Here is a 23,992-nt window from a genome sequence, read left to right on the forward strand (position 1 = left end):
GCATATGAAATAAATGACTGCCTTGTTTTTAAGGCAGTCATTTATTCTATAAACTATATGGTAATTGCAGTTTTTCCCTTCTGAAATTATTTCCCGTTAAAAGCAGACATTGTATTATTGATTCCTGCGAAAACAAAAGAAAGGCTGGCTTTCGCAAAAGTTTCAATTCTTTCGGGAAGTTTTTCAGTTTCTTCCTCATTCCATACTCCCAATACATAATCGACCTGACGACCCGCAGAAAAGTCAGCAGAAATGCCAAAGCGCAGCCTTGCATAATTTTGGGTCTGCAATACTTCGTTAATATTTTTCAGTCCGTTATGTCCGGCATCAGAACCTTTTCCTTTCATTCTCAATGTTCCGAAGGGAAGTGCCAGATCATCTGTTACGATCAGTACATTCTCCAAAGGAATATTTTCTTTCTGCATCCAGTATCTCACGGCATTTCCGGAAAGGTTCATATAGGTGTCAGGTTTAAGGACAAAAACTTTTCTGCCTTTGTGCTTGCCTTCTGCCATCCAGCCAAAATTTGCAGTATTGAATGATACTTCCAATGATTCAGCTATTTTTTCTGCTACTTTAAAACCTATATTGTGTCGTGTATTTTCATATTCTGAGCCTTTGTTTCCAAGCCCAACTATTAAATATTTCATCAGAAATTTTTTGCAAAATTAAGGGATAAAAAATAAAAAACTCAATCTTCAGCAGATTGAGTTTAAATATTCTTTAAAAAGGATTTTACTGTGGTTTGTAAATGTAGTTGATACCATATCCTTTCGTCATGTATGTCTGGGGATCATAAACATAGTTCGTACTCTTTACAATAGGAGTAGGAATAGGCGGTGTAAGATCTGTTACAGACCATCGCTTAGGATTGTTTGGTGAAAGAATCAGGCTTTCTTTATCATTAATTACGGTTGACAGAAGCCTTGAAAGTTTATATGCATGTGGCAACAGTGTAAAAGGGCTGATCTGGTCATCATAAGCATAGTATTCATAACTGTATTTTCTATTGGGAGCACCAAATACATCTCCTGCTCCTATAGGTCCGTAATATCTTACTACTTTAGACACATTGTCTCCTACATAGGTATATTTAGTCCTTGAATAGGCCGTAAATGCAAAAGTGGTTCCGGCAGCATCAGGGCCATTTCTCATGATGATAGAATCCAGTTTGGCTGTACTTGCATTGTAGTATACATTATATAGAATCTTCTCCTTTCTGAACAGAGTCTGTGGTCCCGGTGTGGTAGCAGGCGGAACAGGCGGCGGTCTTCGGAAAATAGAACGGTTTTCGGAAATTTTATCAATTTTGTTATTGTTTGTGTACGTAAACAGCTGCGTATAGGATACACTATCTTTATCCAGCTTTCCGTTTCCATCCAGATCCAAAAAGCCATTAAAATTAATCTGGCTGATTTTATCACCGCTGTACATAATATCTGTAACTGATGCACTGTCTGTAATCACTTTATTGACCAAAAGCCCGCTGTAAAAGTATTCAGCAATGGTATCTTTATCTGTAATTTCTCTGTATAATGCTCTGGGGCCCGAAAGACCTCCTGTATTATTCAGATCCAACAATGGATTTCCTTCTTCGTCCAGTAAACTTTTGCATGAATGTATTGAGGAAAAGCCTGCTATTATTAAAATAAAATAGAAAATTTGTTTCATTTCCTGGTAATTGATTATTTTTTTGACAAATATAATTTTTTTTGTTTTAAAATTATATGATTATTTATATTCCAATAAAATCAATAATGAGAGTCTCCTAAAAATTTTTATAGGTATATGCTACTTTCTGATTTTTTTCAACCGTCGGATATCCCTGATTATCATAGCTGTAACTTTGGGCAGTGTTTACCGTAGGTTTTGAAGGTATTTCAATATACATCGATGTCGGATTATTGGGAGATGCTCTGTAGAAATTAACAGGATCGATCAGACTTCGGATAATAGAAAATGTTTTTGGAAGTGTAGAAAAAGGACTTTTATTGTTATCATAGTTCTGGAAGTTATACTTGGACTGCACTGCTGTTCCCATATTAGGGTTGCCATTGATATCCAATATCCCTTTTGAACAGATTGTCTGAAAGATATTTTCCCCGTTATAGGTGAAAGCATATTCAATGAATTTATTATAAGCACTTATTCCTCCTTCTTTTCTTTTCTCAAGAATTTTAGTTAATTTTCCGTTAGCCGGGTCATAGGTAAAGGCATAATCACTGATATACGAAAGCCCCGGATTGGGATTCGTGGCAATACCTGTCGCATTGTAAATCTTTCCCTTGCTATCCGGAGTAATATCAAAGACATACTTGAAGCTGGCGGATGATGAACTCACAAAGCTTATCGTTTTAACATCTTTCTTTTTATTGTCAGCCCCCAAAGTATACGACAGGGTCGCAGTATAACTAGCTCCATTAGCCGTAGATGCTTCATCTTTAAAAACAGCCTGCTCCAAAATCCCTTCAGTACTTATATATTCTTCCTGGGCAACAGCATTCACAGAAATCTTTTCTAAAATCTTCGGAGGTGGTACTCCCGGATCCGGATTAGAGCCAGATTCTGTAGGGTCTGCGGTAGTATTACATGATGCCAGTATACCCATCAAAGCAATCCCGGCAAGCATTTTAAGAAAATAGTTTTTCGCCATAGAAAATTAGTTTTAACATCTTCAAATATAATTCAATTTTCGATAAAACCGATTAATTTTTGCAGACAAATTCACAATGAATAGCCATAATAAACAAAAAAAATCTAAAAACATAACGTTTCCAGATTCTTTTTTATTGTTGTATGATAAAAATTAATACGGTTGCAATACGGATATTGTAAGAACAGATTGAGACATATCTCCGTTAAGGAACGTTGTTTCAACTGCTCTTCCTATTCCCAGTGTATTGGTACTGATTGTTCTTTTGATACAGGCCACTTTCACTGTATACTTGTTTTTAGGGGTAAGGTTTGCTAAGGTTGCATTAAGGTTAAAAATTTTATAAGCTCCTTTTTCCCCCAGCAAGACATCTGTTCTTACGGCTCTTAGCAAATCATCTACAAAGACACCACAGGCAAAACTCGCTGCATCCGTTTCGGTTTTCTGAACAGTTGTCTGAAATGAAAAAGTAACCTTATTATTGGCATTAGTCACAGAAAAAGTATCGGAATTTCCCGGCAGTACACTCCATCCATTAATAGAATCTCCATCGTTATAAGGAACCGCACTCCCATTTCCGGTGAAAGATACTCCTGTCTGGTCTGATGTTGTATTGATTGAAAATAAAGACATACTTCCCTGTCCGTCAGCAATTTTAATATTTTTCCAATCATTGGCAGCCATCTCGGAATTATTGTGAAAAATATCGCCTGCATTTCCGGCCGATCCCTTCAGTATATCAGTACCGGCAGTTCTCAGTTCTTTTCTTACATTTAAGTCACCATTGATGTCCAGCGTATTTACAGGGTTTGCTGTATTAATTCCCACTTGAGCAGTCATCAATCCGACAATCAATAAGAACTGAATAAAAAATATTTTTTTCATAATTGTTTAATTTATAATCGGGTTAAATACTTGTGGCACTTCATACACATCTACTTTTAAAGATGACTGGGCAATAAAGTCATTAATATTGGTATTCGTATTCCTTCCGATTGCCAGTTTTTTAGAGGTATCACCGTATGAAGCAAGTCTTGAGCATGCTACACTTACCGTATGATTTCCTTTGGAGAGGTTGGCTACAATTCCGATCTGATTATGGGTAAGAAAAGGAAATTGCGAATTGATCGCCTTTAAATTCCTTTGTCTCATATTGATCAGCTTATCATCCACAAAAATTCCGCAGGCATAATCTATCGAAGTATCGGTAGTACCGTTCGAGGTAAAATTAGCCTGAACTACTGTTTCAAACTGAAAATAGGCTTTGCTTTCTGTACTGAAGACACTGATCGTCTGGGAAAGGCCATCAATTTTCTTAAACCCTTTCAGCGTACTGATATCAGCTCCTTTACTAAAAGCTGCTGCTTTCGAGGTAGTCATATTCGGCTGTTCCGAAGTTAAAAACTCAATCCCGGTTTTGTCTGAAAAAGAATTGTTGAAGATTAAGTAAAATTTGTTCGGCTCATATTCTGGAATACGAAGGGTCTTCCAGATAGGCGGATAGCCTGCCCCCTGAGAAACCAATAATTGATCATTATTTCCTTCTGACAGGGTATTTGCTGTAACATCCAATACAGCTATTTTTTTTCTTAAGGTAATATCTCCGTTGACATCAAGTTTTGCCTTTGGCGAATCTGTATTTATTCCTACTTGAGCAGACAGCATCAATCCCGAACCGAGAAGTAAGGTTGATAATATATTTTTCATCACTTGATTAATTGGATTTATAGGTTACGTATTCTATAACGTCTATCTTCATCGTAGACTCAAGGGTAAATGCATTAGAAGCCCCGTTTGAGCTTGCAACATCACGCCCGATAGCAAACTGAGAACCCGAGTTTGAGGTGGTTATTTTTCTGCAGGCAATTTCAAGCTTCTGGACACCAACCGGAACATTCAGCTCGGTATAGTTAAGTGTAAAAATATAATCCTGCAGGCCTCCCTTTTCAGAATTATTATTGGAGGCCACCCTGTCCGGGCGCACTGCAACCAATTTTCCGTTTCTGAAAACACCACATGCGAATCTCACATTATCCGAAATTGTAGAAGTAGGAGCTTTCATTTCAACTCCTGTCTGAAACTGATAAGTAAGTCTGTTTCTTCCGTTCTTAATGGTAAAAGTTGTTTCCAGGCCTCCGATTTTTGCCCACTTACCTTTTGTAGCATCCGTGATATCGTCCCCCACACTATTCTTATATACATTATCACCTGCTACCCCATTGGAAAGCGATGCAATACCTATCTGATCTGATGACAAATACGAATTGATCAATTTGTACTGTCCCTCTTCCATAAAGGAAACATTCAAGGATTTCCATACAGGAGCTTTACCTTCTCCCTGGGAAACCAGAACCTGACCGTTCAAGCCTGCACTTCCGGCTTGGGTAGAGGTTCCACCTACTCTAAGTTCTTTTCTTAAGGTGGTCTTTCCGTTCACATCGAGAACAGACTTAGGTTTTGTAGTCCCGATTCCCACCTGTGCGTGGGCATAGAAAGATAGAAATCCAGCCGCGCAACAAAATATAATTTTTCTCATAATAAGGACTGCAAATGTACAAATTAGAAATCGAAAAAATTCCAGTTATACATCCTAAACCTATAGAAATAAACACATTACAGCATAGAATTAATCACATAAAAAAGTAGAATTATTACTACATAACTCTACTTTTAATTTCTGTTTAAAATATAAATACGCTCCAAACCCTTTCTGTACAGCAGATTGCCTGGTGTTTTTAATCATTACAAGGTGATTTTCACCCTGTTAAAACTGCGTTAATTCTCTTGGGGTTGAATAGTAAAGGAGATAAAAATGATAACAATCACAAAAAAACATATAAAAACTTAAGTTTTTATATGTTTTTCAAATTTTATAGGAAATTTTAAATTGTATTTTAAAAATAATTTATTGATGTTCAATTATAGCTTTCAATAATACATTGACCTCATCAACGTTTTTAAGTCTCTCCTTTCTCATCATCAGCTGATTGCCTTCTTTACCGGATTTTTCTTTAAGCTGTGCTTCTGCAGGGTTTTTTGTCAAATAACTGATGATATGTCTGAATCTATCGGTTTGATAGAACTTATCCTGAGGATTGCCCGGGAAATACCCTAGAAAGACGCCGTTTTTCATCACAATTTTTTCAAAGCCGATATCGGCTGCCAGCCATTTTAAAGAAACACTTTTTAAGAGATTTACAGCTTCTTTGGGTAACGCCCCGAAACGGTCAATTAATTCAAGCTCAAACTGATGAAGATCTTTTTCATTAGTAATCTCTGACAGCTTCTGATAGAGAAGTAGCCTTTCTTCCGTATTGGAAATATATGAATCCGGCAGCATCAATTCTAAATCAGTATCAATATTGACATCTTTTACGGATTTGAATAATTTTTGCCTGTCTTCTTCGTTTTCAAACAAGCTTTCAAAGTCTGCGTCGTCTTTCAGTTCTTCCAATGCTTCCTGCATCAGTTTCTGATAGGTTTCAAAGCCCATTTCATTGATAAAACCACTTTGCTCAGCGCCCAGCAAATCACCGGCACCACGGATTTCAAGATCTTTCATTGCAATCTGGAAACCACTTCCTAAATCTGAAAACTGTTCAATAGCTTCCAGACGTTTTCTTGCATCAGAAGTCATCATATCATACGGAGGTGTGATCAGGTAGCAAAAAGCTTTTCTGTTGCTACGCCCTACTCTTCCTCTCATCTGATGAAGGTCTGCCATACCGAATCTTTGCGCATCATTGATGAATATCGTGTTGGCATTGGGAACGTCCACCCCACTTTCAACAATTGTGGTAGATACAAGAACGTCATATTTGCCTTCCATAAAATCCAGAACATTCTTTTCCAGTTGTTTTCCTTCCATCTGACCGTGTCCGGTAATGACCCTGGCATCAGGAACTAATCTCTGGATGAGCCCCGCAATATCCTTAAGGTTTTCAATTCTGTTATTGATAAAATACACCTGCCCATCTCTCTGAAGCTCGTACGAAACCGCATCACGAAGTGTTTCTTCATTAAAATCGATCAATTGAGTATCAACAGGTTGCCTGTTGGGAGGTGGTGTTTTGATCACAGACAGGTCTCGTGCGGCCATTAATGAAAACTGCAGAGTTCTAGGTATGGGTGTTGCTGTGAGCGTAAGAGTGTCAACATTATTTTTTAAGGTTTTCAGTTTATCCTTTACAGACACCCCAAATTTATGTTCCTCATCAATAATCAATAATCCCAGATCTTTAAACTTGACAGAGCTGCTGGCCAATTGATGGGTTCCTATAATGATATCTACCTTACCGTTTTTCAGGGCTTCTAATGTTTCAGATTTTTGCTTAGCTGTTCTGAACCTGTTTACATAAGCAACATTGACAGGGAAGTCTTTAAGTCTTTCTTTAAAACTTCTGTAATGCTGAAATGCTAAAATGGTCGTAGGAACCAATACTGCTACTTGCTTTCCGTCTGTTGCTGCTTTAAAAGCGGCCCGAATTGCAACTTCCGTTTTACCAAAACCTACATCTCCACACACCAGTCTATCCATCACGGTATCTGCTTCCATATCTTTTTTCACATCGATGGTAGCCTTTTCCTGATCGGGAGTATCTTCGTAAATAAAGCTTGCTTCCAGCTCATTTTGCAGATAAGAATCCGGAGTGTAGGCAAAACCTTTAGCGGTTTTTCTTTCAGCATAGAGTCTGATAAGGTCAAAAGCAATCTGTTTTACTTTTGCTTTTGTCTTTTGTTTTAAAGATTTCCAGGTAGGAGATCCAAGTTTACTCAGTACAATTTCCCGTCCTTCCGGACCATTGTATTTTGAGATCTTATGCAATGAATGAATACTTACATATAATAAGTCCCCGTTTTTATAGGTCAGCTTAAAACACTCCTGAATTTTGCCGTCATTATTTACTTTTACCAGCCCCATAAACTTCCCGATCCCATGATCGATGTGAGCAATATAGTCTCCGATCTTCAGAGACATTAGGTCTTTCAAAGTAAGTTGCTCTGATTTGGCAAAAGTATTTTTTGCTTTATACCTCTGATACCGGTCAAAGATCTGGTGATCCGTATATACCAGTATTTTATGCCCGTTATCTACGAAGCCTTCGTGTAGTTCAGATTTAAAGCTTTTAAAAGGAAGCTCATGTTCCAGTTCTTCAAAGATCGATTCGAGTCTTTCTTTTTGTTTCTCTGTGGAAAATGAAATCCAGGTATCAAACCCGTTCTTCTGCTTTTCTTCGATATCTTCAATCAGAAGTTCAAAATTTTTATGGAAAGAAGGCTGTGGAAGCTGATCCATCTTAATTTCAACAAGTTCTTTTAAGCCCTCAATGGCAACATTACCAAAATCGATCGTTTTGAATTTTTTGTAATCAAACAGGAATTCCTGATCTGAAATAAAAAGTTCCTGGGGAGTTCTGTGGGCAATATCTTTACTTAATGTTTCATACTTTTCAAGGGACTTCTCATAGAATGTTCTGATTTTCTGCATTCCGATCATCCCGTTCTTAGAGACCACATAGCTTTCATCGGATAACAGCTGTAATAATGAAACCCTGCTTCCCGTCACTGAAAAGTTCATATTCGAGACCAACTGAAAATCCTTCACCTTATCTACGGAAAGCTGTGTTTCGATATCAAAGGTTTTAATGCTTTCAACTTCGTTTCCAAAAAATGTAATTCTGTAAGGTTTTTCATGGGAATAAGAGAAGACGTCTACGATTCCTCCTCTTACGGAAAATTCTCCGGGTTCGGATACAAAATCAGATTGTTGAAAATGATAATGATTCAGTAATTCATCAACAAAATCAAAATCCAACTGATCTCCCACCTTAATATGATGTGATATTGCCTTAAAATCTTCTTTCTTCAATACTTTTTCAGACAGCGCTCCTGCATAGGCAACAATAACTTTCGGAGATCGCCCGGAATTGATTTTATTGAGAACTTCAGTCCTTAAAACCAAATTAGCATTTTGCGTCTTTTCAACCTGATAGGGTTCAAGATGGGTTGCCGGAAAGTAGAGAACTTTTTCTTTTCCAAGCAGATCCTCCATTTCAGTATTAGCATACAACGCATCTTCCTTATCATCAACAAGATAAAGGATGTTTTTCTTCTGAACCAGAAAAAGTTCTGCTATAAATATAGAAATTGAAGATCCTGCACTTCCTTTCACAGTAATATGCGGATTGTTTTCTAAGCGGGTGAAGATTTCTTTTCCAAATTCCTTTTGCATGAGATCCGGAAGAAACTTTTCGTTGATGGATTTTAACTGCATAAATAGTAATTGTATAAACGACAAAAGCGATTCCGGGAGTTTTCCGGAACCGTTTTCATGTTATAACAAAGGTACGGATAATTTTTTTTCAATGAAAAACAGAAACTTAATCAAAGGAAATCTTAATTTTTTACCAATTTATTTAACAGCAAGTTAAAATAATCCTAATTTTTAGAGATGGCACAGTGTTTGGGAATGTTTTCCTACCAAACAATTAAAGTATAGTATTATGAAAAAAGCAATTAGAATCTTAGGACTTTTTATGCTGGTCTTTGCAGCAGTATCATTCTCGTCGTGCAGCAAAGATGATGATCCCACAAACAACGACTTTTTTGCAGGGACGTATAAAGGAAAAGTTTCCTACAACGATGGCGGATCTACCAATATCAGTAATGATAACGGAAGTGTATTTGTAACAAAAATCGCCAGTGGAACTAAGTACAATTTTTCATTTTCAAACAGTATTCCAGACCTTAACGGAATTGAATTTGAGCAAAAAGGTGATCACACCCTGGTCATGGTAGGATCTTCTGCAACGTCTTATATCAGAATTGATAACAGTGAATTGAAAATCCTATACCTGAAAGATGGTAAGACATGGACAGCCAACTGTACCCGATAAAAATTAATAAAATTTATATAAAAAAGCCTGTTTTCCTTAAAACAGGCTTTCTTTTTATATTAAAAATGCTTTAATCTTTTTTTAAGCTCTGATAAACTTTAGTTAAGTTCAGAAATACAAATTTTCTAGCCTGCTTTTTGTATATCTTTATTCAACAAAAACAAACAGTATTTCCTATGAAAAAATTATTATCTGCAATGTCATTAATCTTAGGATTAGGCCTTGCAACTGCCCAGCAGACTGCTCCCACTACCAGTGCCAAAGCTCCTCAAACCGTAAAAGCAACCAAACCGGCTGAGATGAAAACTGCAAAACCGGCAGACGTAAAAACGGTAAAGCAGGCACCAACTACACCACCCGCTGCAAAAATGAAAAAAGACGGTACACCGGACAAGAGATATAAAGCAAACAAACATTTAAAAAAAGACGGTACTCCTGATAAAAGGTATAAGGCCAACAAATAAGCATAACTTAACATATAGTTGTTATTTTCATAATCAAATTTCGATAAACCGGTGGACTCATTCATCGGTTTTTTCATTGGTAATATTTAATGAATTTTATAGCGAAAGAAAGTTTATCCAATAAGAGGTTCTGAAATCCTTTGTATTGTAGCTTTCTCAATCTGGTGAAACAATGTCATGCAAGTTTTCAGTGTTTTTTTATGTCAAGCCTCATAAAAATGATTTCATATTCTTTACTTATTTATAAATTTGAAGCATGTTAAACTTCTTCAAGAAAAATGCAGCGCGTATCTGGGCAAAAAAGCATGTTCAGAATGCCGAGAAATTCAAGAAAAATGCTGAAAAAGATCAGGAGGAATTATTATTTTCTCTTGTGAATACGGCTCAAAAAACACTTTTTGGGCGTGAACATGATTTTGAGAATATACATTCTGTAGAAGAATTTCAGCAGCGGGTACCCGTTTCGGATTATGAAGATCTTAAACCTTATATTGAGAGAGTAAAAAAAGGACAGTCTCATATTCTCTGGACAGATACCCCCGAATATTTTGCAAAAACTTCGGGAACTACATCCGGCTCAAAATATATTCCCATTTCTAAAGAGGCCATGCCTTTTCAGATCGCCGGGGCGCAAAGTGCTCTTTTCCATTATATCAGTAAGAAAAATAATGCTGATTTTGTGAACGGAAAAATGATTTTTCTACAGGGGAGTCCGGAACTGGAAGAAGTTTTTGGCATAAAAACCGGCAGGCTTTCCGGAATTGTGGCCCATCATATTCCTAATTACCTCCAAAAAAACCGGCTGCCAAGCTGGGAGACGAATATTATGGAAGACTGGGAACATAAGGTAGACAAGATTATCGAGGAAACAGAGAACGAGGACATGACTCTTATTTCAGGGATTCCACCATGGCTGATCATGTATTTTGAAAAATTGACGGAAAGACATGGAAAAAAGATCAAACAATTGTTTCCCCATCTTCAGCTTATTGTGACCGGAGGTGTAAATTATGAGCCTTATCGTGACAAAATGGAAGATCTTTTGGGAGGACAGGTAGATATCATTCAGACCTTTCCTGCTTCTGAAGGCTTTTTCGCGTTTCAGGATGATTATACAAAAGAAGGATTGCTACTGCTTACCAATCACGGTATTTTTTATGAATTTATTCCGTTGGACGAATATGGTAAGCCTGGTGCCCGAAGACTAACTTTAAAAGATATTGAACTGAATAAGGATTACGCTTTAATCCTTACGACCAATTCAGGTTTATGGGCGTATTCTATAGGAGATGTAGTTCGATTTATCAGCAAAGATCCGTACAGGGTTTTGGTAAGTGGCCGGACCAAACATTTCACATCTGCTTTCGGAGAGCACGTTATTGCTTTTGAAGTAGAGGAAGCTATAAAAGCTAGTCTTGAAAAATATCCGGCTCAGATCACAGAATTCCACCTTGCTCCACAGGTAAACCCGAAGGAAGGGCTTCCTTATCATGAATGGCTGATTGAATTTGAAAAGATGCCTGAGGATTTAGAAGTATTCAGGAATGAACTTGACCTGCAGCTGAGAGCCCGGAATACCTATTATGACGATCTGATTTCGGGAAATATTCTTCAAAAGCTACACATTACAACGCTCCAAAAGAACGCCTTCCATGAGTACGCTAAGTCTCAGGGAAAGCTGGGAGGGCAAAATAAAACACCCAGATTGGCGAATGACAGAAAAATTGCAGATTTATTAGAAATTTTTAAAATTTAGAGCGATATTTTTCAATTCCAAAAAACGTATATTCGAAAAAAATTATAAATTTGAAAAACTAAACAAAAGTAATGAAAGCATCTGTACTGTTAAAATCATCTTTATTAACTTCTTTATTTGTCATCTCATCGTGTGCAACTACAAAATACAGCGAGGATATTTCAAAGAATAATTATTCTAACCTGGAAGCAGGAAAAATCTATAAGGTTACCATGAGAGATGGCTCTCCTAAACAAAAAATTCTTTTCAGGAATATGGTAGGTGACAATCTTGTAGGTACAGCGGGTAAAAAAGACAGTACGGAAGTCATCATTCCTAAAGCTAATGTTGCGGCGGTAAAAGACAGCAGAAAAGCAAGAATAGCTACAGGTGCCACCATTATTGGGGCAGCGGGTGTTGCAGCCATTATCATCAGTGCTTCAAGAGCAGACTAAAATAGATTTTATCTTTTGAACAATATTTAATATATCTTTCAAAAGTTGTCATATGAATAGCCCTAAATAAAATTTTAGGGCTATTTTTGTTCATGATTTCCTTTACCCCGTTACAGACCTTACAAAATGTTGAGTTCAGGAATCTTCTTACCGGAAGATTTTTTATTGTTTTAGCTTTCAGAATGCTTGCCACATTATTGGGATGGTGGGTGTATCAATTAACAAAAGATCCTTTTTCAATCGGGCTTATCGGGCTTTCAGAGGTAATTCCTGCAGTGAGTTGTGCGTTGTATGCCGGTCATGTGATAGATATGAATGAAAAAAAGCGATTGCTGCTCATCTGTAATTATGCTTATATTTTTCTGATCGGACTCCTCCTCATTCCGGCATTCCTGGATGTGGAAATGCACTTTACAGGACATCAGATTACGTATTTTATTTATGGTGTTATATTTTTCACAGGGATTGCCAGGGCTTTTATAGGACCTATTGTTCCCTCGATGATTCCTAAAATTGTAAAAAAGGAAAATTTACCCAATGCGGTGACTCTTAATCAGGCTACATTCCTTATATCGTCAGTGTGCGGACATGCTATTGGAGGTCTTTTAATAGGATATTTCGGAGTAAAATGGACCCTGGTCGTTATTCTATCTCTGATATTTATTGCTTCTCTATTTTTCTGGCAGCTTAAAAAACAGTATTCAGAATATAAAAAAGAAATGGTAAATGTTGTAGACAGCATGCGTGAGGGAATAACCTATATTTTTAAAACCAAGGAAATTTTGGGTGCATTGTGTCTCGATATGTTTGCTGTACTTTTCGGAGGTGCCGTTGCAATGATCCCTGTATTTGCCACAGATATACTCAACGCAGGTGCCGAAGGATTTGGTCTTCTGAATGCAGCCTCTGACATTGGCTCTATGTGTATTATTACTTTGCTGTCTATTGTTCCTTTGCGTAAAAACCAGGGAAAAATACTTCTTATAGTTGTTACCGGTTTTGGACTGTGCATTATCGGATTCGGACTTTCTAAATTGTATTGGCTGAGCTTTATGTTTCTGGTGATGAGCGGAATGCTTGATGGTATTTCGGTGGTAATCAGAGGAACTATCGTGCAATTGAAAACACCGGATCACATCCGTGGTCGGGTGCTGAGTGTGAATTCAATATTCATCATGTCCAGCAATGAGATGGGGCAGTTTGAGAGCGGGCTTATGGCCAAGCTGCTTGGGGTTGTACGATCTGTAGTTTTTGGCGGAACGATGACCGTTTTAATTGCTTTACTTGTAGGAAGCACCAATCCTAAGCTCAGAAAAATGCAATACTAATTACGGTTTAACATTTCAATATTTAAAGTCAATTGGTACGCGCTCTCTATTAAATTTTAATTTTTTAACTTATTGAATATTTTTTCATTCAATAATACAAAAACATTCCGCGATGGCAATTTCACTCTGATATCTGCGACTTTCACGAGCTGCAACAATAATAATTACAGTCGCCACAACAATGACAGCATCAATGATTTTATAGATTATTCAGCCCTGTAAGACAAGCAAAACTGAGTAATAAATATCTACAACCGGTACGGCTTAAGATTTATCAAAGTGACAAATCCACAGATTACAAACGGGATGGTATCCAATCCGGCAAAAAAGCTGCTACTGGTAGGTTCTCACCTGGAAAAGTAATAAGAACAATACACCTTCTAAATACTCGCCTTGGATTTTATTAAAAAACAAAGAATGAATCATTCATTTTTAGTGTAATCGTTTGTTTAGTTCCATTTTATGCTTGGAGAAGAATTTTTTCTGCTCCGAGTTTTTTGCCAATAAAAACTTCAGAAAAGTCTATAATAAATATGGCGTGAGATATAACAAATCTTCAAAATCAGCGTTTATAAGAAAGTAATCAAAAATAAAAATCATCAAATACATTATTGCATAACAACCCCCTGGTTTCTTTAAATATATCTCAAAATCTTTAATTTAACGTTAATAATTTTTTATATTTGCTATATAAAATATCCCCTTATGAATAAAACTTTACTAATTCTATTCTCACTTATAACATGTTTTTGGATAAAGGCTCAGACTTTTACAGACAAGACTTTATCACAGGCTGTTTTACAACTGAACAACGCGAAAACAACTACCGAGTTTGATACCCTTTTCAATAAATTTTCAAATGTAAAGACCACTGAAAAATGGCAGGCCAACTACTATGCAGCAGTTACTTTATATCTTAAAAATGAAATGCAGCTAAAGAAAACATCGGGACAAAACCTGGATGAATCTAATTCTCTTGCCAGAAAACTGGCTATATCAGCATCAACATCACAGCGCGAAAATCCTGAAATCACCACCTTAATAGGTTTAATTTACTTCCAGAAAATGCAGCTGAGCAAGTCTCAGGATGTACAGAAGGACGGAGATGTCATTGCAAAAATCATTGCAAAAGTTGAAAAAACCTCCCCTGACAATCCAAGGGTAACCATTTTGAAAGCAAAACTAAAAGAAAAATCGGGCGATAAAACAGAAGCAGATTTGTTGGCTAAAAAGGCATTACAAACACTTGAAAGCCAAAATCCTTCAGAAGCCGCTTCTCCAACATGGGGAAAATCACTCCTTCAATAATTAAATAACCTGAGGATAAAAATTAAAACTGTTAAAAAAAATGAAAAAATTTCTACTGATTTTTCTAACCATAATCACTCAGATGCTTTGTGCACAACAGGATTGTATGACCGCAATTCCTGTATGTAGTGATGCTGATATTTCTCTCAAACCGAATGGCTGGGGAACTATTCACGAAGGAGAGGTTGGTTGCTTAGGAACAAGGGGAGAGAGTAATTCAATCTGGCTGACTTTCAGTATCGAAACTGCCGGAACCTTGACATTTGTTGTTACCCCTACGGGCCCTACCGCCATAGATATCGACTATGATTTCGCACTATACGGACCTAATCATGACTGTGCCAATTTAACTGCAGCCCCGTTGAGATGTTCGTATGCTTCACCTAACTGGGGAGCTATAAGCCCGACCGGTCTGGATATGACTTCGGTAGACCTTTCAGAAGACAGCTCAGGCGACGACTTTGTAAAGTATTTAGATGTGCTTCCTGGGCAAGTATACCATTTGCTGCTTAATAACTACTCAGATGAAGTTTCACCATTTACTTTAACATTCGGGGGAACAGCTAAGCTTCTGACACCATTCGATCACAACTCATCTCATATTTACCAGCCCAATCCGTTTTTACGACCTGGCCCTACCCAAAATGGGGAAATTCCTGTCTGCGGAAGTATCGTAAATTATGACTTTTCAACACTTTCAGCACAAATTTTAAATGCAAACCCTAATTTCATCGTAAAATATTATGCCAGCAGTGCTGATTCTTCAAATGATGCCAATGCCATCACTACACCTACCAATATCAATGTAGCGACTACATATTATTATGCGATCAGCTATGTAGATCCTAATAGTCCTTCGAGTTTCTTAAATCAATGCAGAGAATTCGGACAAATAAAATTTCTGGATAAATCCTTTACTCTGAATCCTGCAACGCTTACTTCATGTAGCAATAATAATTCAGGGACCGCTTTATATGATCTTTCAACAGCTACGGTAGGAGCAGATCCGACTCATGTATTAAAGTACTATCCATCTATGTATGACCTTAATAACGGGACTAACGAGATCACAAATCCTTACCAATATTATTCGGCTGAGGGATCAGCGTTCGTAAAAGCAACAAACGAGTTTGGTTGTTTTGCTACGGCGGAAATTACTTTAAAATTCTATCCATTGGTGACGGTACGTGATGCTGAACTGACTACCTGCTTTCTGGAAAATAATCCGTCAACCGGTTTGTTCAATCTGAACAATGCACAGGTAACGGACGCATCAGGTACTCTAAGCAAAAAGTTCTTCCCATCATTGCTGGATGCCATAGATTCAACCAATGAAATCCTCAATTTCACCAACTACATCGCTCCCAACGGAGTTGTATATGTAAGGGTTTTTGATAGCAGAGGATGTTATTCGGTTGCAAAAATCACTTTAAAAGTAACTCCTCCTGTAAGATCCGAAGTTCTGAAAGATAAGATTATTTGTATAGAAGATAAAACCACCCTGGATGCAGGCCCTGGATTTAAAAGTTACGAATGGAGTACGGGAGCCACCACGCAGGTGATCAATAACGTAGGAGTAGGAACGTATTGGGTAAAACTGAAAACCGGAGAATGCACCACTACCCAAACAGTCAAAGTATATCCTTCCGAACAACCGGTCATCAGCAATGTTGATATTTCAAACAATACTTTAACGGTAAATGTAATCGGAGGAACACCGGAATATCAGTATTCAATGGACAATATAACCTGGCAAACCTCCAATGTATTCTCGAATATTGCAAGAGGAAGCTATAAGCTCTATGTAAAAGATGCGTATGATTGTGATCCGATTGTAATCACTGTACTTGTTCCGAACCTGATCAACGTGATCACTCCGAATGGAGATGGCGTAAATGACACCATAGATTACTCAGCAATTGCAGATAAGCAAAATCTTGTATTGACTGTTTTTGACAGATACGGTGCTAAAATTCATCAGGCCGATAAATCAAACGGCTATAAATGGGATGGAACAATTGCCGGTAAAAAAATACCGACAGGAACCTATTGGTATTCCCTGACCTGGAATGAAAACGACAAGAAAAATACGGCCTTTAAGTTTTCGGGCTGGGTACTTGTAAAAAACAGAGAATAAGGATATCATAATGTAAAGCCGCTCATGGCGGCTTTTACTCTTTAAAAAATAATAAAAGTTATTCGTAAATTTTGTTTCACAAAAAATCATTTTAACAATGAAAAAAATACTACTCTTTTTAATTTTATTAATAACTCAGGCAGTCTATTCACAGTCAGACTGTATTTCAGCTATTCCCATTTGTGGTAATTCTGATATTTCATACAACCCGGCCGGCCATGGTGATGTTATAGAAATCCTTAAGCAAAACGGAGGATGTCTGAATTCCAATGAAAATTTATCCGTATGGTATACATTTACGGCAGCAACATCAGGAACCCTTGCCTTCACCATCAAACCTAATCAACAGTCGGATGATTATGATTTTGCCGTTTACGGACCTACCACCAACGGCTGTACAGGCCTGATGCAGGATCCTGCACAAAATATTTTCAAACAACCTATCAGATGTAACTTCTCAGGTGCTTCCGGAGATACAGGACTGGACATCAATATGGCACCTCCTGCTGTATTCCCAACCTTTCCTCCCAACAATACTGCTGACATGAACAACGGTACCAAGTGGAGCCCTTATATGAATGTAACAGCAGGTGAAACCTACTATCTGATTATTGACAACTATCGTAGTACAGCTAAAGGTTTCTCTATGATCTGGTCCGGTACTGCAAGTTTAAGTTCCGCATTTAACGATCCGGTTCTTGCTCCATATCCGTTTATTACACCAGGAGTACCAGCAGCAAATCCTACAGACCCAAGTCAGGTTATGGTTTGCGGGCTCCCTACACAATTTAATTTCTCCACACTTACCGGAGCTATCATCAATGGAAACAGCGCCAACTTCAGTGTAAGCTACCACAGCAATACCAATGATGTACTAACGGGAAGCAACCCTCTTGGAATTGAAACGGTAAACGGAACTACCACATATTATTACAGAGTCGTATATCACGATCCTGCCAATCCTAATAATCCGATTAACGGATGTTTTATTACCGGAAAATTCAAATTTGTTGATGCGAGCATCACGGCGAATACCGCTACTTTATATTCATGTAATAATAACGGAGAAGGTAAAGCTCAGTTTGACTTGACAACGGCTAATGTATTTGGCGGTCCGGGAGCTATTATTAAATACTACCCTACCCAGGCTGACATGAACGCAGAGACCAATGAGATTACCAATCCTACCAACTACGTTTCGCCTGAAGCAACAGTGTATGTGAAAGTAACTTCTAATTTCGGATGTAAGGCTACTACAACAATCAGATTACTGTTTTTCCCGACCGTTGATTTAACAGACGCTGTCATTGAAAACTGTTATATTGAAAACGATATCACCCGTTCAACATTTGATCTTACAAAGGCTTCAATCGGACTTCCAAACCCGGTTCCTGCCAATACGGTCATCAAATATTACAAGACATTGGGAGATGCTAAAAACCAGACTAACCCTATTTTAAATCCTTCAGCTTATGTTTCTGAAAATACAATAGTATATGTAAGGGTTGAAAATGATAAACATTGCTACTCGATCTCCAAAATCACTTTAAAGGTTCTGCCACCGGTAAAATCAAGTGTTTTAAAAGATAAAATTATCTGTGCCGAAAACAGAACAACGCTGGATGCGGGACCTGGATTCGTAAGCTACGAATGGAGTACGGGAGCAACGACTCAGTCTATCAGCAATGTGGGAATAGGGGCATATTGGGTAAAACTTCAGACCGGAAAATGTTTCACCGTACAGGAAGTACATGTACGCGCAAGCCAGCAGCCGGTGATTACTTCAATAGACATCACCAATAACAACATTACCGTGACTGCTACAGGAGGAGTGCCACCATACAAATACTCTGTGGACGGTGTTACATGGCAGGATTCCAACTCATTCACAGGGCTTCCGAGAGGTGAAAACACAGTCTATGTAAAAGATACATACAACTGTAATCCGATCCAGATAACCGTTACCGTTCCAAACCTGATCAATGCGATTACACCCAACGGAGATAACATTAATGATTATATAGATTATTCTGCATTAGCCTATAAGAAAAATCTGATATTCACAGTTTATGACAGATATGGAAACAAACTGTATGAAGCCAACAAAACAAGAAACTTCACATGGGACGGAACCGCATCCGGCAAAAAAATAGTAACAGGAACCTACTGGTATACAATCTCCTGGAACGAAAATGATAAAAATAACACCGAGACAAAATATTCAGGATGGATATTGGTAAAAAATAAAGAATAATTGTATATCTTAATATGATAAAAAAATCACCCCGACCCGGGGTGATTTTTTTATCAACAAAAGCAATAGCCTGCTGACAGCATTTTCAGAAAGACTGCTAATAATTTGTTGAATACTATTTTTTATTATTTTTTTAAATAAACTATCTTTGCATCATGGCGCAGAAAGAAACATTATCATCCCTGACACACGGAAACTTTGCAAAAGAATTGTCTATTGCGGATGGAAAAATGCCTCCCAATGCAGTGGATTTTGAAAGGCTTGTTATAGGAACTTTTTTGATTGACAAAAAAGGTCTCGACCATTCTATTGACCTCCTTACCCCGGAAGTATTTTATGACCCCAGACACCAATGCATCTTTTCTACCATTCTAAAGCTTTATGAAGGGAATCATCCGGTAGATTTAATGACGGTGATCCAGGATTTAAAGAAAAATGATAAGCTAAGCCAGGCAGGAGGCGATCATTACATCATCGACCTGACCATGGGAGTAAGTTCATCTGCCCATATAGAATATCACGTTCGTGTTATCCTTGAAAAATATATTTTAAGAAGTCTCATTAATGTTTCAGCCAATGTGATCGATTCCTCTTACAAAGAATCTACAGATGTTTTCGAACTTCTGGATAAGGCTGAACAGTCATTTTTTGAAATCACCAACGGAACGATTAAGAAGGGATTCGATACAGCCAATTCATTGGTAAAACAGGCTATCGATACAATCAAGTCTTTAAAGGACAAGCAAGGACTTTCAGGAGTTCCATCAGGTTTCAGGGATGTGGATAAAGAAACCGGTGGCTGGCAGAATTCTGACCTCATCATTATCGCAGCCCGTCCCGCAATGGGAAAAACCGCTTTCCTTCTTTCGATGGCAAGAAATATTGCCGTAGGTCACAAAATCCCAATGGCCCTTTTCTCTCTCGAGATGGCATCTGTACAGCTTATCACCAGGATGATTGCTTCTGAAACAAGAATCTCGTCGGAGAAACTTAGAAAGGGTACTCTTGATGATGAAGAATGGCAGCGATTGTTTTCTAACGTTTCTGAACTGGAAAATGCTCCTTTGTACATTGATGAAACTCCCTCTCTCTCTATATTCGACTTCCGTGCAAAGTGTCGACGACTCGTTATGCAACATGGAGTAAGACTGATCATGGTCGATTATCTTCAGCTGATGACCGCAGGGAGCAGCGGAAAAGGAGTTGGAAACCGTGAACAGGAAATTTCAATGATTTCACGTTCATTAAAAGCTATTGCGAAAGAACTGAATGTACCGGTTATTGCACTTTCCCAGCTTTCCCGTAGTGTGGAAACACGTCCCGGCAAAAGACCTCAGCTTTCGGACCTTAGGGAATCCGGAGCAATTGAGCAGGATGCCGATATCGTATCTTTTATTTTCAGACCTGAATATTACAAAATCACAGTTTGGGATAATGATGAGGAAGGCCAGGAAACTTCTACAGAAAACCAGGCTGAGCTTATTATTGCCAAGCACAGGAATGGTGCTACTGCAGATGTGAGATTGTCATTCTTGAAGCATTTTGCAAAGTTTGGAGATATTGAAGCCGCTCTTGATGGGAGTGCCGGAGGTGGCTATCCTTCCAACTTTGGTGAACCAAGTGGTTTTGATAAAATTAAAACAACCATTCAGCCGGGTGCTGCATTTGACCTTCCGGACAGCTCAAAACTTTCAGGGTCATCAATGAATGACTTTGACGATGATGATGACTTTCCGTTTTAATCCGTATTGACAGGATTTAAGCTAAAATTAAATAATTCATTTTTATAATAGATTTGAAAATCGAAATCTACACCGACGGAGCCTGCAGCGGAAACCCCGGAAAAGGCGGTTACGGAATCCTTATGCGCGTTCCTGAAAAAAACTATCAGAAAACGTTTTCCAAAGGCTTCAGAAAAACAACCAACAACAGGATGGAGCTTCTTGCTGTTATTTCCGCATTGGAAAAATTAAAATCTACAGAAAATCAGATCCATGTTTATACAGACAGTAAATATGTAGCTGATGCCGTTAATCAAAACTGGATCCAGGGATGGATCAAGAGAGGCTGGAAAAATGTAAAAAATCCGGATCTCTGGAAAAAATTCATTGAGCTTTACAACAAACACACACCCACGATGCATTGGGTAAAAGGTCACGCAGGTCATTTCGAAAACGAGCTTTGTGATCAACTTGCAGTGGCTGCCGCCAACTCTGCCGATTTAGAAATCGATGCGTATTTTGAAGGATTAGATAGTAATTCTCTTTTTTAACATAATTAATACAATTCTACATTTACGGTTATAACTTTAATTATTTTATCATAAGAAATAATATTTTTTGATTAATATTATATTTTTTTAGTAAAATTAACATTAAATATACATTTATTTATCAGGATTTAATATCTTTACTTATTAATCTAAATCCCAAATAAATGAATAAAATACTACCGTTTTGTTTTTTCATTATTATACTATGTTTTTCGGGGAATTATTCACGGGCACAAACATACCAGCTGGCCGGGAACCCTGTAAACACCACAGGCTGGACTGTAGTTCCTACTGCTACAGTAAATACTGATTTCATCCAACTCACCCCTGACACGAACAATCAATCAGGTTCCATCAGACTCAATGATCCCATCAATTTAAAATATTGTGACAAATGGAGGGTCGAATTTGACTTCAGAATGGATTCCAACCAAAACTCCAACGGAGACGGTATTGCATTCTGGTATCTTGCCAACCCACCTATTGCAAGTGTACTAGGGTCCGGCCTTGGAGTTTCCCAAAATGCCGTCGGATTTATTGTCGGATTTGATACTTACAATAACACAACGACAGCTACAATGAGCAAAGTGCATGTTGCGTATGGGCAGGTGGCCAACACAACAGACAGTAATAATGTAGAATTCTTCAATGTTCCCGGAAGTTCTTTCCACTCACCTGACCTCAATACTACCCAACCTTTCCAGGGAACCACCTATAAACATGTTGAAGTAACCGCTCAGGTAGACCCTGCCGCTCCTGCCAACTGGATTGTAAAAATAACTATAGACGGTAATGTAATCTGCAATCAGTCTTTTGCACCTGCAGGTACAGCAGCTGCAATGACGGTAGGATATTTTGGCTTCTCAGCATCTACAGGAGGCGCCAGATCGAGACATTCAATCAAAAATGTAAAAATATATACGGACAAAGTCCCTATCCTGTTAAATTCTATATCTCAGTCTTTTTGCCCCAATCCTACAACCGGTTATGGAAGCGTAAACCTGACCTCATATAATTCCCAGTTTGTCAGCAATCCTTCTAATTATACATTCACTTATTATCCTTTAGGAAGTTCTACTCCCATTGCGAATCCCACTAATTACCAATTTAACACAAATACTACCGTCACAGTCGTAATAAAGGATAATGCGGGAATACTCTGTGATAATCCTGATGGAAAAATTCAGTTGAGCATTGCTCCTTTTAAAGCGGAGGACAAAACAATTCTTGCCTGTAATAATAATAAAATCGGCACCGCCACTTTCAATCTGAATACGGCTGCCGTCACTGGCGTTCCGGGTTCTGTTAAAAAATATTACAAGACCTTAAATGACCTGAATGCAGACACCAACGAAATATTAAATCCTGACAGTTATTTATCAGTCCCTGGCGTTGTTTATGTAAAAGTAACCACCCCACAGGGCTGTACTGGTAATGCTAAAATAACCCTCGCATTTTACGCTGAAACTCCCGTAAAAGAAGCAACCCTGAGAGCATGTTTTATTGAAAATAATATCACCAACGCTGTATTTGATTTAAACTCTGCAGACGTAACTTCTTTAACCAGCGGGTTTACAAAAAAATACTACACTTCAGTAGCCAACGCTCTAAGCGGCACTAATGAAATTGTAAGTTTCCTTCAATACATATCAGCAAGCACAACAGTATATGCTAAAGTAACCGACAGCAACGGATGTTTTGCTATTGCTAAAATCAACCTTATAGTTCTTCCTCCCGTAAAATCCGGAATTTTAAAGGATAAAACTCTTTGTATCGGTGAAAAGACGAATCTTGATGCCGGCCCTGGATTTAACGGATATGAGTGGAGCACCGGGGAAACCACGCAGTCTATCAAAGACGTTGGGGTTGGAGAGTATTGGGTAAAGCTTAAAACCGGAAACTGTATTACCACTCAGATTGTAAAAGTAATGGCGGCACCCAATCCTGTTATTGCAAACATTGATATTAACCACAATACAATTACGGTCTATGTAGCCGGAGGAACACCACCGTATCAATATTCTTTAGACGGAGCTACTTGGCAGACATCTAATATTTTTACCGGTCTGGCAAGAGGGGAAGTAAAAGTCTATGTGAAAGATTTCTACAATTGCTCACCCGTGGAAGTCCAAATCACGGTTCCTAATCTTGTGAATGCCATTACTCCCAATGGGGACAACATTAATGATTTCATTGACTATTCTGCATTAGGATATAAGAAAAATTTAGTGTTTACGGTGTATGACCGATATGGCAACAAGATGTACGAAGCAGATAAAATGAGGAATTTCACATGGAATGGGATGGCATCCGGTAAAAGGGTTCCTACGGGCACTTACTGGTATACCATTTCATGGAACGAAAATAATAAAAACAATACCGAAACAAAATATTCCGGTTGGGTATTGGTCAAAAATAGAGAATAGAATATGATATAGGCTGTTTTTTATAAGAAGACAGCCTATTATATGAAATTATAATGAAAAAAAA

At 38.0% G+C, this 23,992-nt stretch carries 18 protein-coding genes; 11 read left to right on the top strand and 7 right to left on the bottom strand.

Features of this window, described 5'->3' with window-relative positions:
* Positions 1–86: 86 nt before the first annotated feature.
* From pth to mfd, 7 genes are all read right to left on the bottom strand, one after another.
* A complete protein-coding gene (pth, locus tag M030_RS0101130; protein WP_027371847.1) occupies positions 87–650 on the bottom strand; it encodes an aminoacyl-tRNA hydrolase in 564 nt (187 codons plus the stop codon).
* 85 nt (positions 651–735) lie between these two features.
* Positions 736–1,671 carry a hypothetical protein gene (locus M030_RS0101135; RefSeq protein ID WP_027371848.1) on the bottom strand — a complete coding sequence of 312 codons (936 nt, stop codon included), beginning with the start codon at positions 1,669–1,671 and terminating at the stop codon, positions 736–738.
* Positions 1,672–1,768: 97 nt separating this feature from the next.
* The gene (locus M030_RS0101140; RefSeq protein ID WP_027371849.1) at positions 1,769–2,653 is read right to left on the bottom strand and encodes a hypothetical protein; all 885 of its coding nucleotides are present in this window, start codon (positions 2,651–2,653) and stop codon (positions 1,769–1,771) included.
* Positions 2,654–2,806: 153 nt separating this feature from the next.
* On the bottom strand, positions 2,807–3,538 hold the full coding sequence (locus M030_RS0101145) for a hypothetical protein (protein ID WP_027371850.1): 732 nt from the start codon (positions 3,536–3,538) through the stop codon (positions 2,807–2,809).
* Positions 3,539–3,544: 6 nt separating this feature from the next.
* The gene (locus M030_RS0101150; RefSeq protein WP_034721900.1) at positions 3,545–4,360 is read right to left on the bottom strand and encodes a hypothetical protein; all 816 of its coding nucleotides are present in this window, start codon (positions 4,358–4,360) and stop codon (positions 3,545–3,547) included.
* 7 nt (positions 4,361–4,367) lie between these two features.
* A complete protein-coding gene (locus tag M030_RS0101155) occupies positions 4,368–5,189 on the bottom strand; it encodes a hypothetical protein (protein WP_027371852.1) in 822 nt (273 codons plus the stop codon).
* 369 nt (positions 5,190–5,558) lie between these two features.
* Positions 5,559–8,927: a transcription-repair coupling factor gene (gene mfd / locus M030_RS0101160; RefSeq protein WP_027371853.1), complete on the bottom strand. Its 3,369-nt coding sequence runs from the start codon at positions 8,925–8,927 to the stop codon at positions 5,559–5,561.
* 229 nt (positions 8,928–9,156) lie between these two features.
* Between mfd and M030_RS0101170 the strand changes: the two genes are divergently transcribed.
* The 11 genes from M030_RS0101170 to M030_RS24815 all read left to right on the top strand — a co-directional run bounded on the left by M030_RS0101170 (position 9,157) and on the right by M030_RS24815 (position 23,928).
* Entirely contained in the window at positions 9,157–9,549 is a 393-nt protein-coding gene (locus M030_RS0101170; RefSeq protein WP_027371854.1) for a hypothetical protein, read from the top strand.
* A gap of 176 nt (positions 9,550–9,725) precedes the next feature.
* Positions 9,726–10,013 (top strand): hypothetical protein, encoded by a 288-nt coding sequence (locus M030_RS0101175; protein ID WP_027371855.1) that lies wholly within the window; start codon positions 9,726–9,728, stop codon positions 10,011–10,013.
* Between the two features lie 256 nt (positions 10,014–10,269).
* A complete protein-coding gene (locus M030_RS0101180) occupies positions 10,270–11,769 on the top strand; it encodes a GH3 auxin-responsive promoter family protein (protein ID WP_027371856.1) in 1,500 nt (499 codons plus the stop codon).
* Positions 11,770–11,840: 71 nt separating this feature from the next.
* The gene (locus tag M030_RS0101185) at positions 11,841–12,203 is read left to right on the top strand and encodes a hypothetical protein (protein WP_027371857.1); all 363 of its coding nucleotides are present in this window, start codon (positions 11,841–11,843) and stop codon (positions 12,201–12,203) included.
* 92 nt (positions 12,204–12,295) lie between these two features.
* Positions 12,296–13,531 (top strand): MFS transporter, encoded by a 1,236-nt coding sequence (locus tag M030_RS0101190; protein ID WP_034721902.1) that lies wholly within the window; start codon positions 12,296–12,298, stop codon positions 13,529–13,531.
* A gap of 705 nt (positions 13,532–14,236) precedes the next feature.
* Entirely contained in the window at positions 14,237–14,839 is a 603-nt protein-coding gene (locus M030_RS0101195) for a hypothetical protein (RefSeq protein WP_027371859.1), read from the top strand.
* A gap of 40 nt (positions 14,840–14,879) precedes the next feature.
* On the top strand, positions 14,880–16,976 hold the full coding sequence (locus M030_RS0101200; protein WP_027371860.1) for a T9SS type B sorting domain-containing protein: 2,097 nt from the start codon (positions 14,880–14,882) through the stop codon (positions 16,974–16,976).
* Positions 16,977–17,073: 97 nt separating this feature from the next.
* Entirely contained in the window at positions 17,074–19,230 is a 2,157-nt protein-coding gene (locus M030_RS0101205; protein ID WP_027371861.1) for a T9SS type B sorting domain-containing protein, read from the top strand.
* Positions 19,231–19,385: 155 nt separating this feature from the next.
* A complete protein-coding gene (gene dnaB / locus M030_RS0101210; protein WP_027371862.1) occupies positions 19,386–20,972 on the top strand; it encodes a replicative DNA helicase in 1,587 nt (528 codons plus the stop codon).
* Positions 20,973–21,025: 53 nt separating this feature from the next.
* Positions 21,026–21,502 carry a ribonuclease HI gene (gene rnhA / locus M030_RS0101215; protein ID WP_027371863.1) on the top strand — a complete coding sequence of 159 codons (477 nt, stop codon included), beginning with the start codon at positions 21,026–21,028 and terminating at the stop codon, positions 21,500–21,502.
* A 164-nt stretch (positions 21,503–21,666) separates the two neighbouring features.
* Complete coding sequence (locus M030_RS24815; protein WP_051584835.1) at positions 21,667–23,928, top strand: lectin-like domain-containing protein; 2,262 nt, start codon at positions 21,667–21,669, stop codon at positions 23,926–23,928.
* Positions 23,929–23,992 lie beyond the last annotated feature (64 nt).

The organism is Chryseobacterium sp. UNC8MFCol (assembly GCF_000482305.1).
Classification (GTDB): domain Bacteria; phylum Bacteroidota; class Bacteroidia; order Flavobacteriales; family Weeksellaceae; genus Chryseobacterium; species Chryseobacterium indologenes.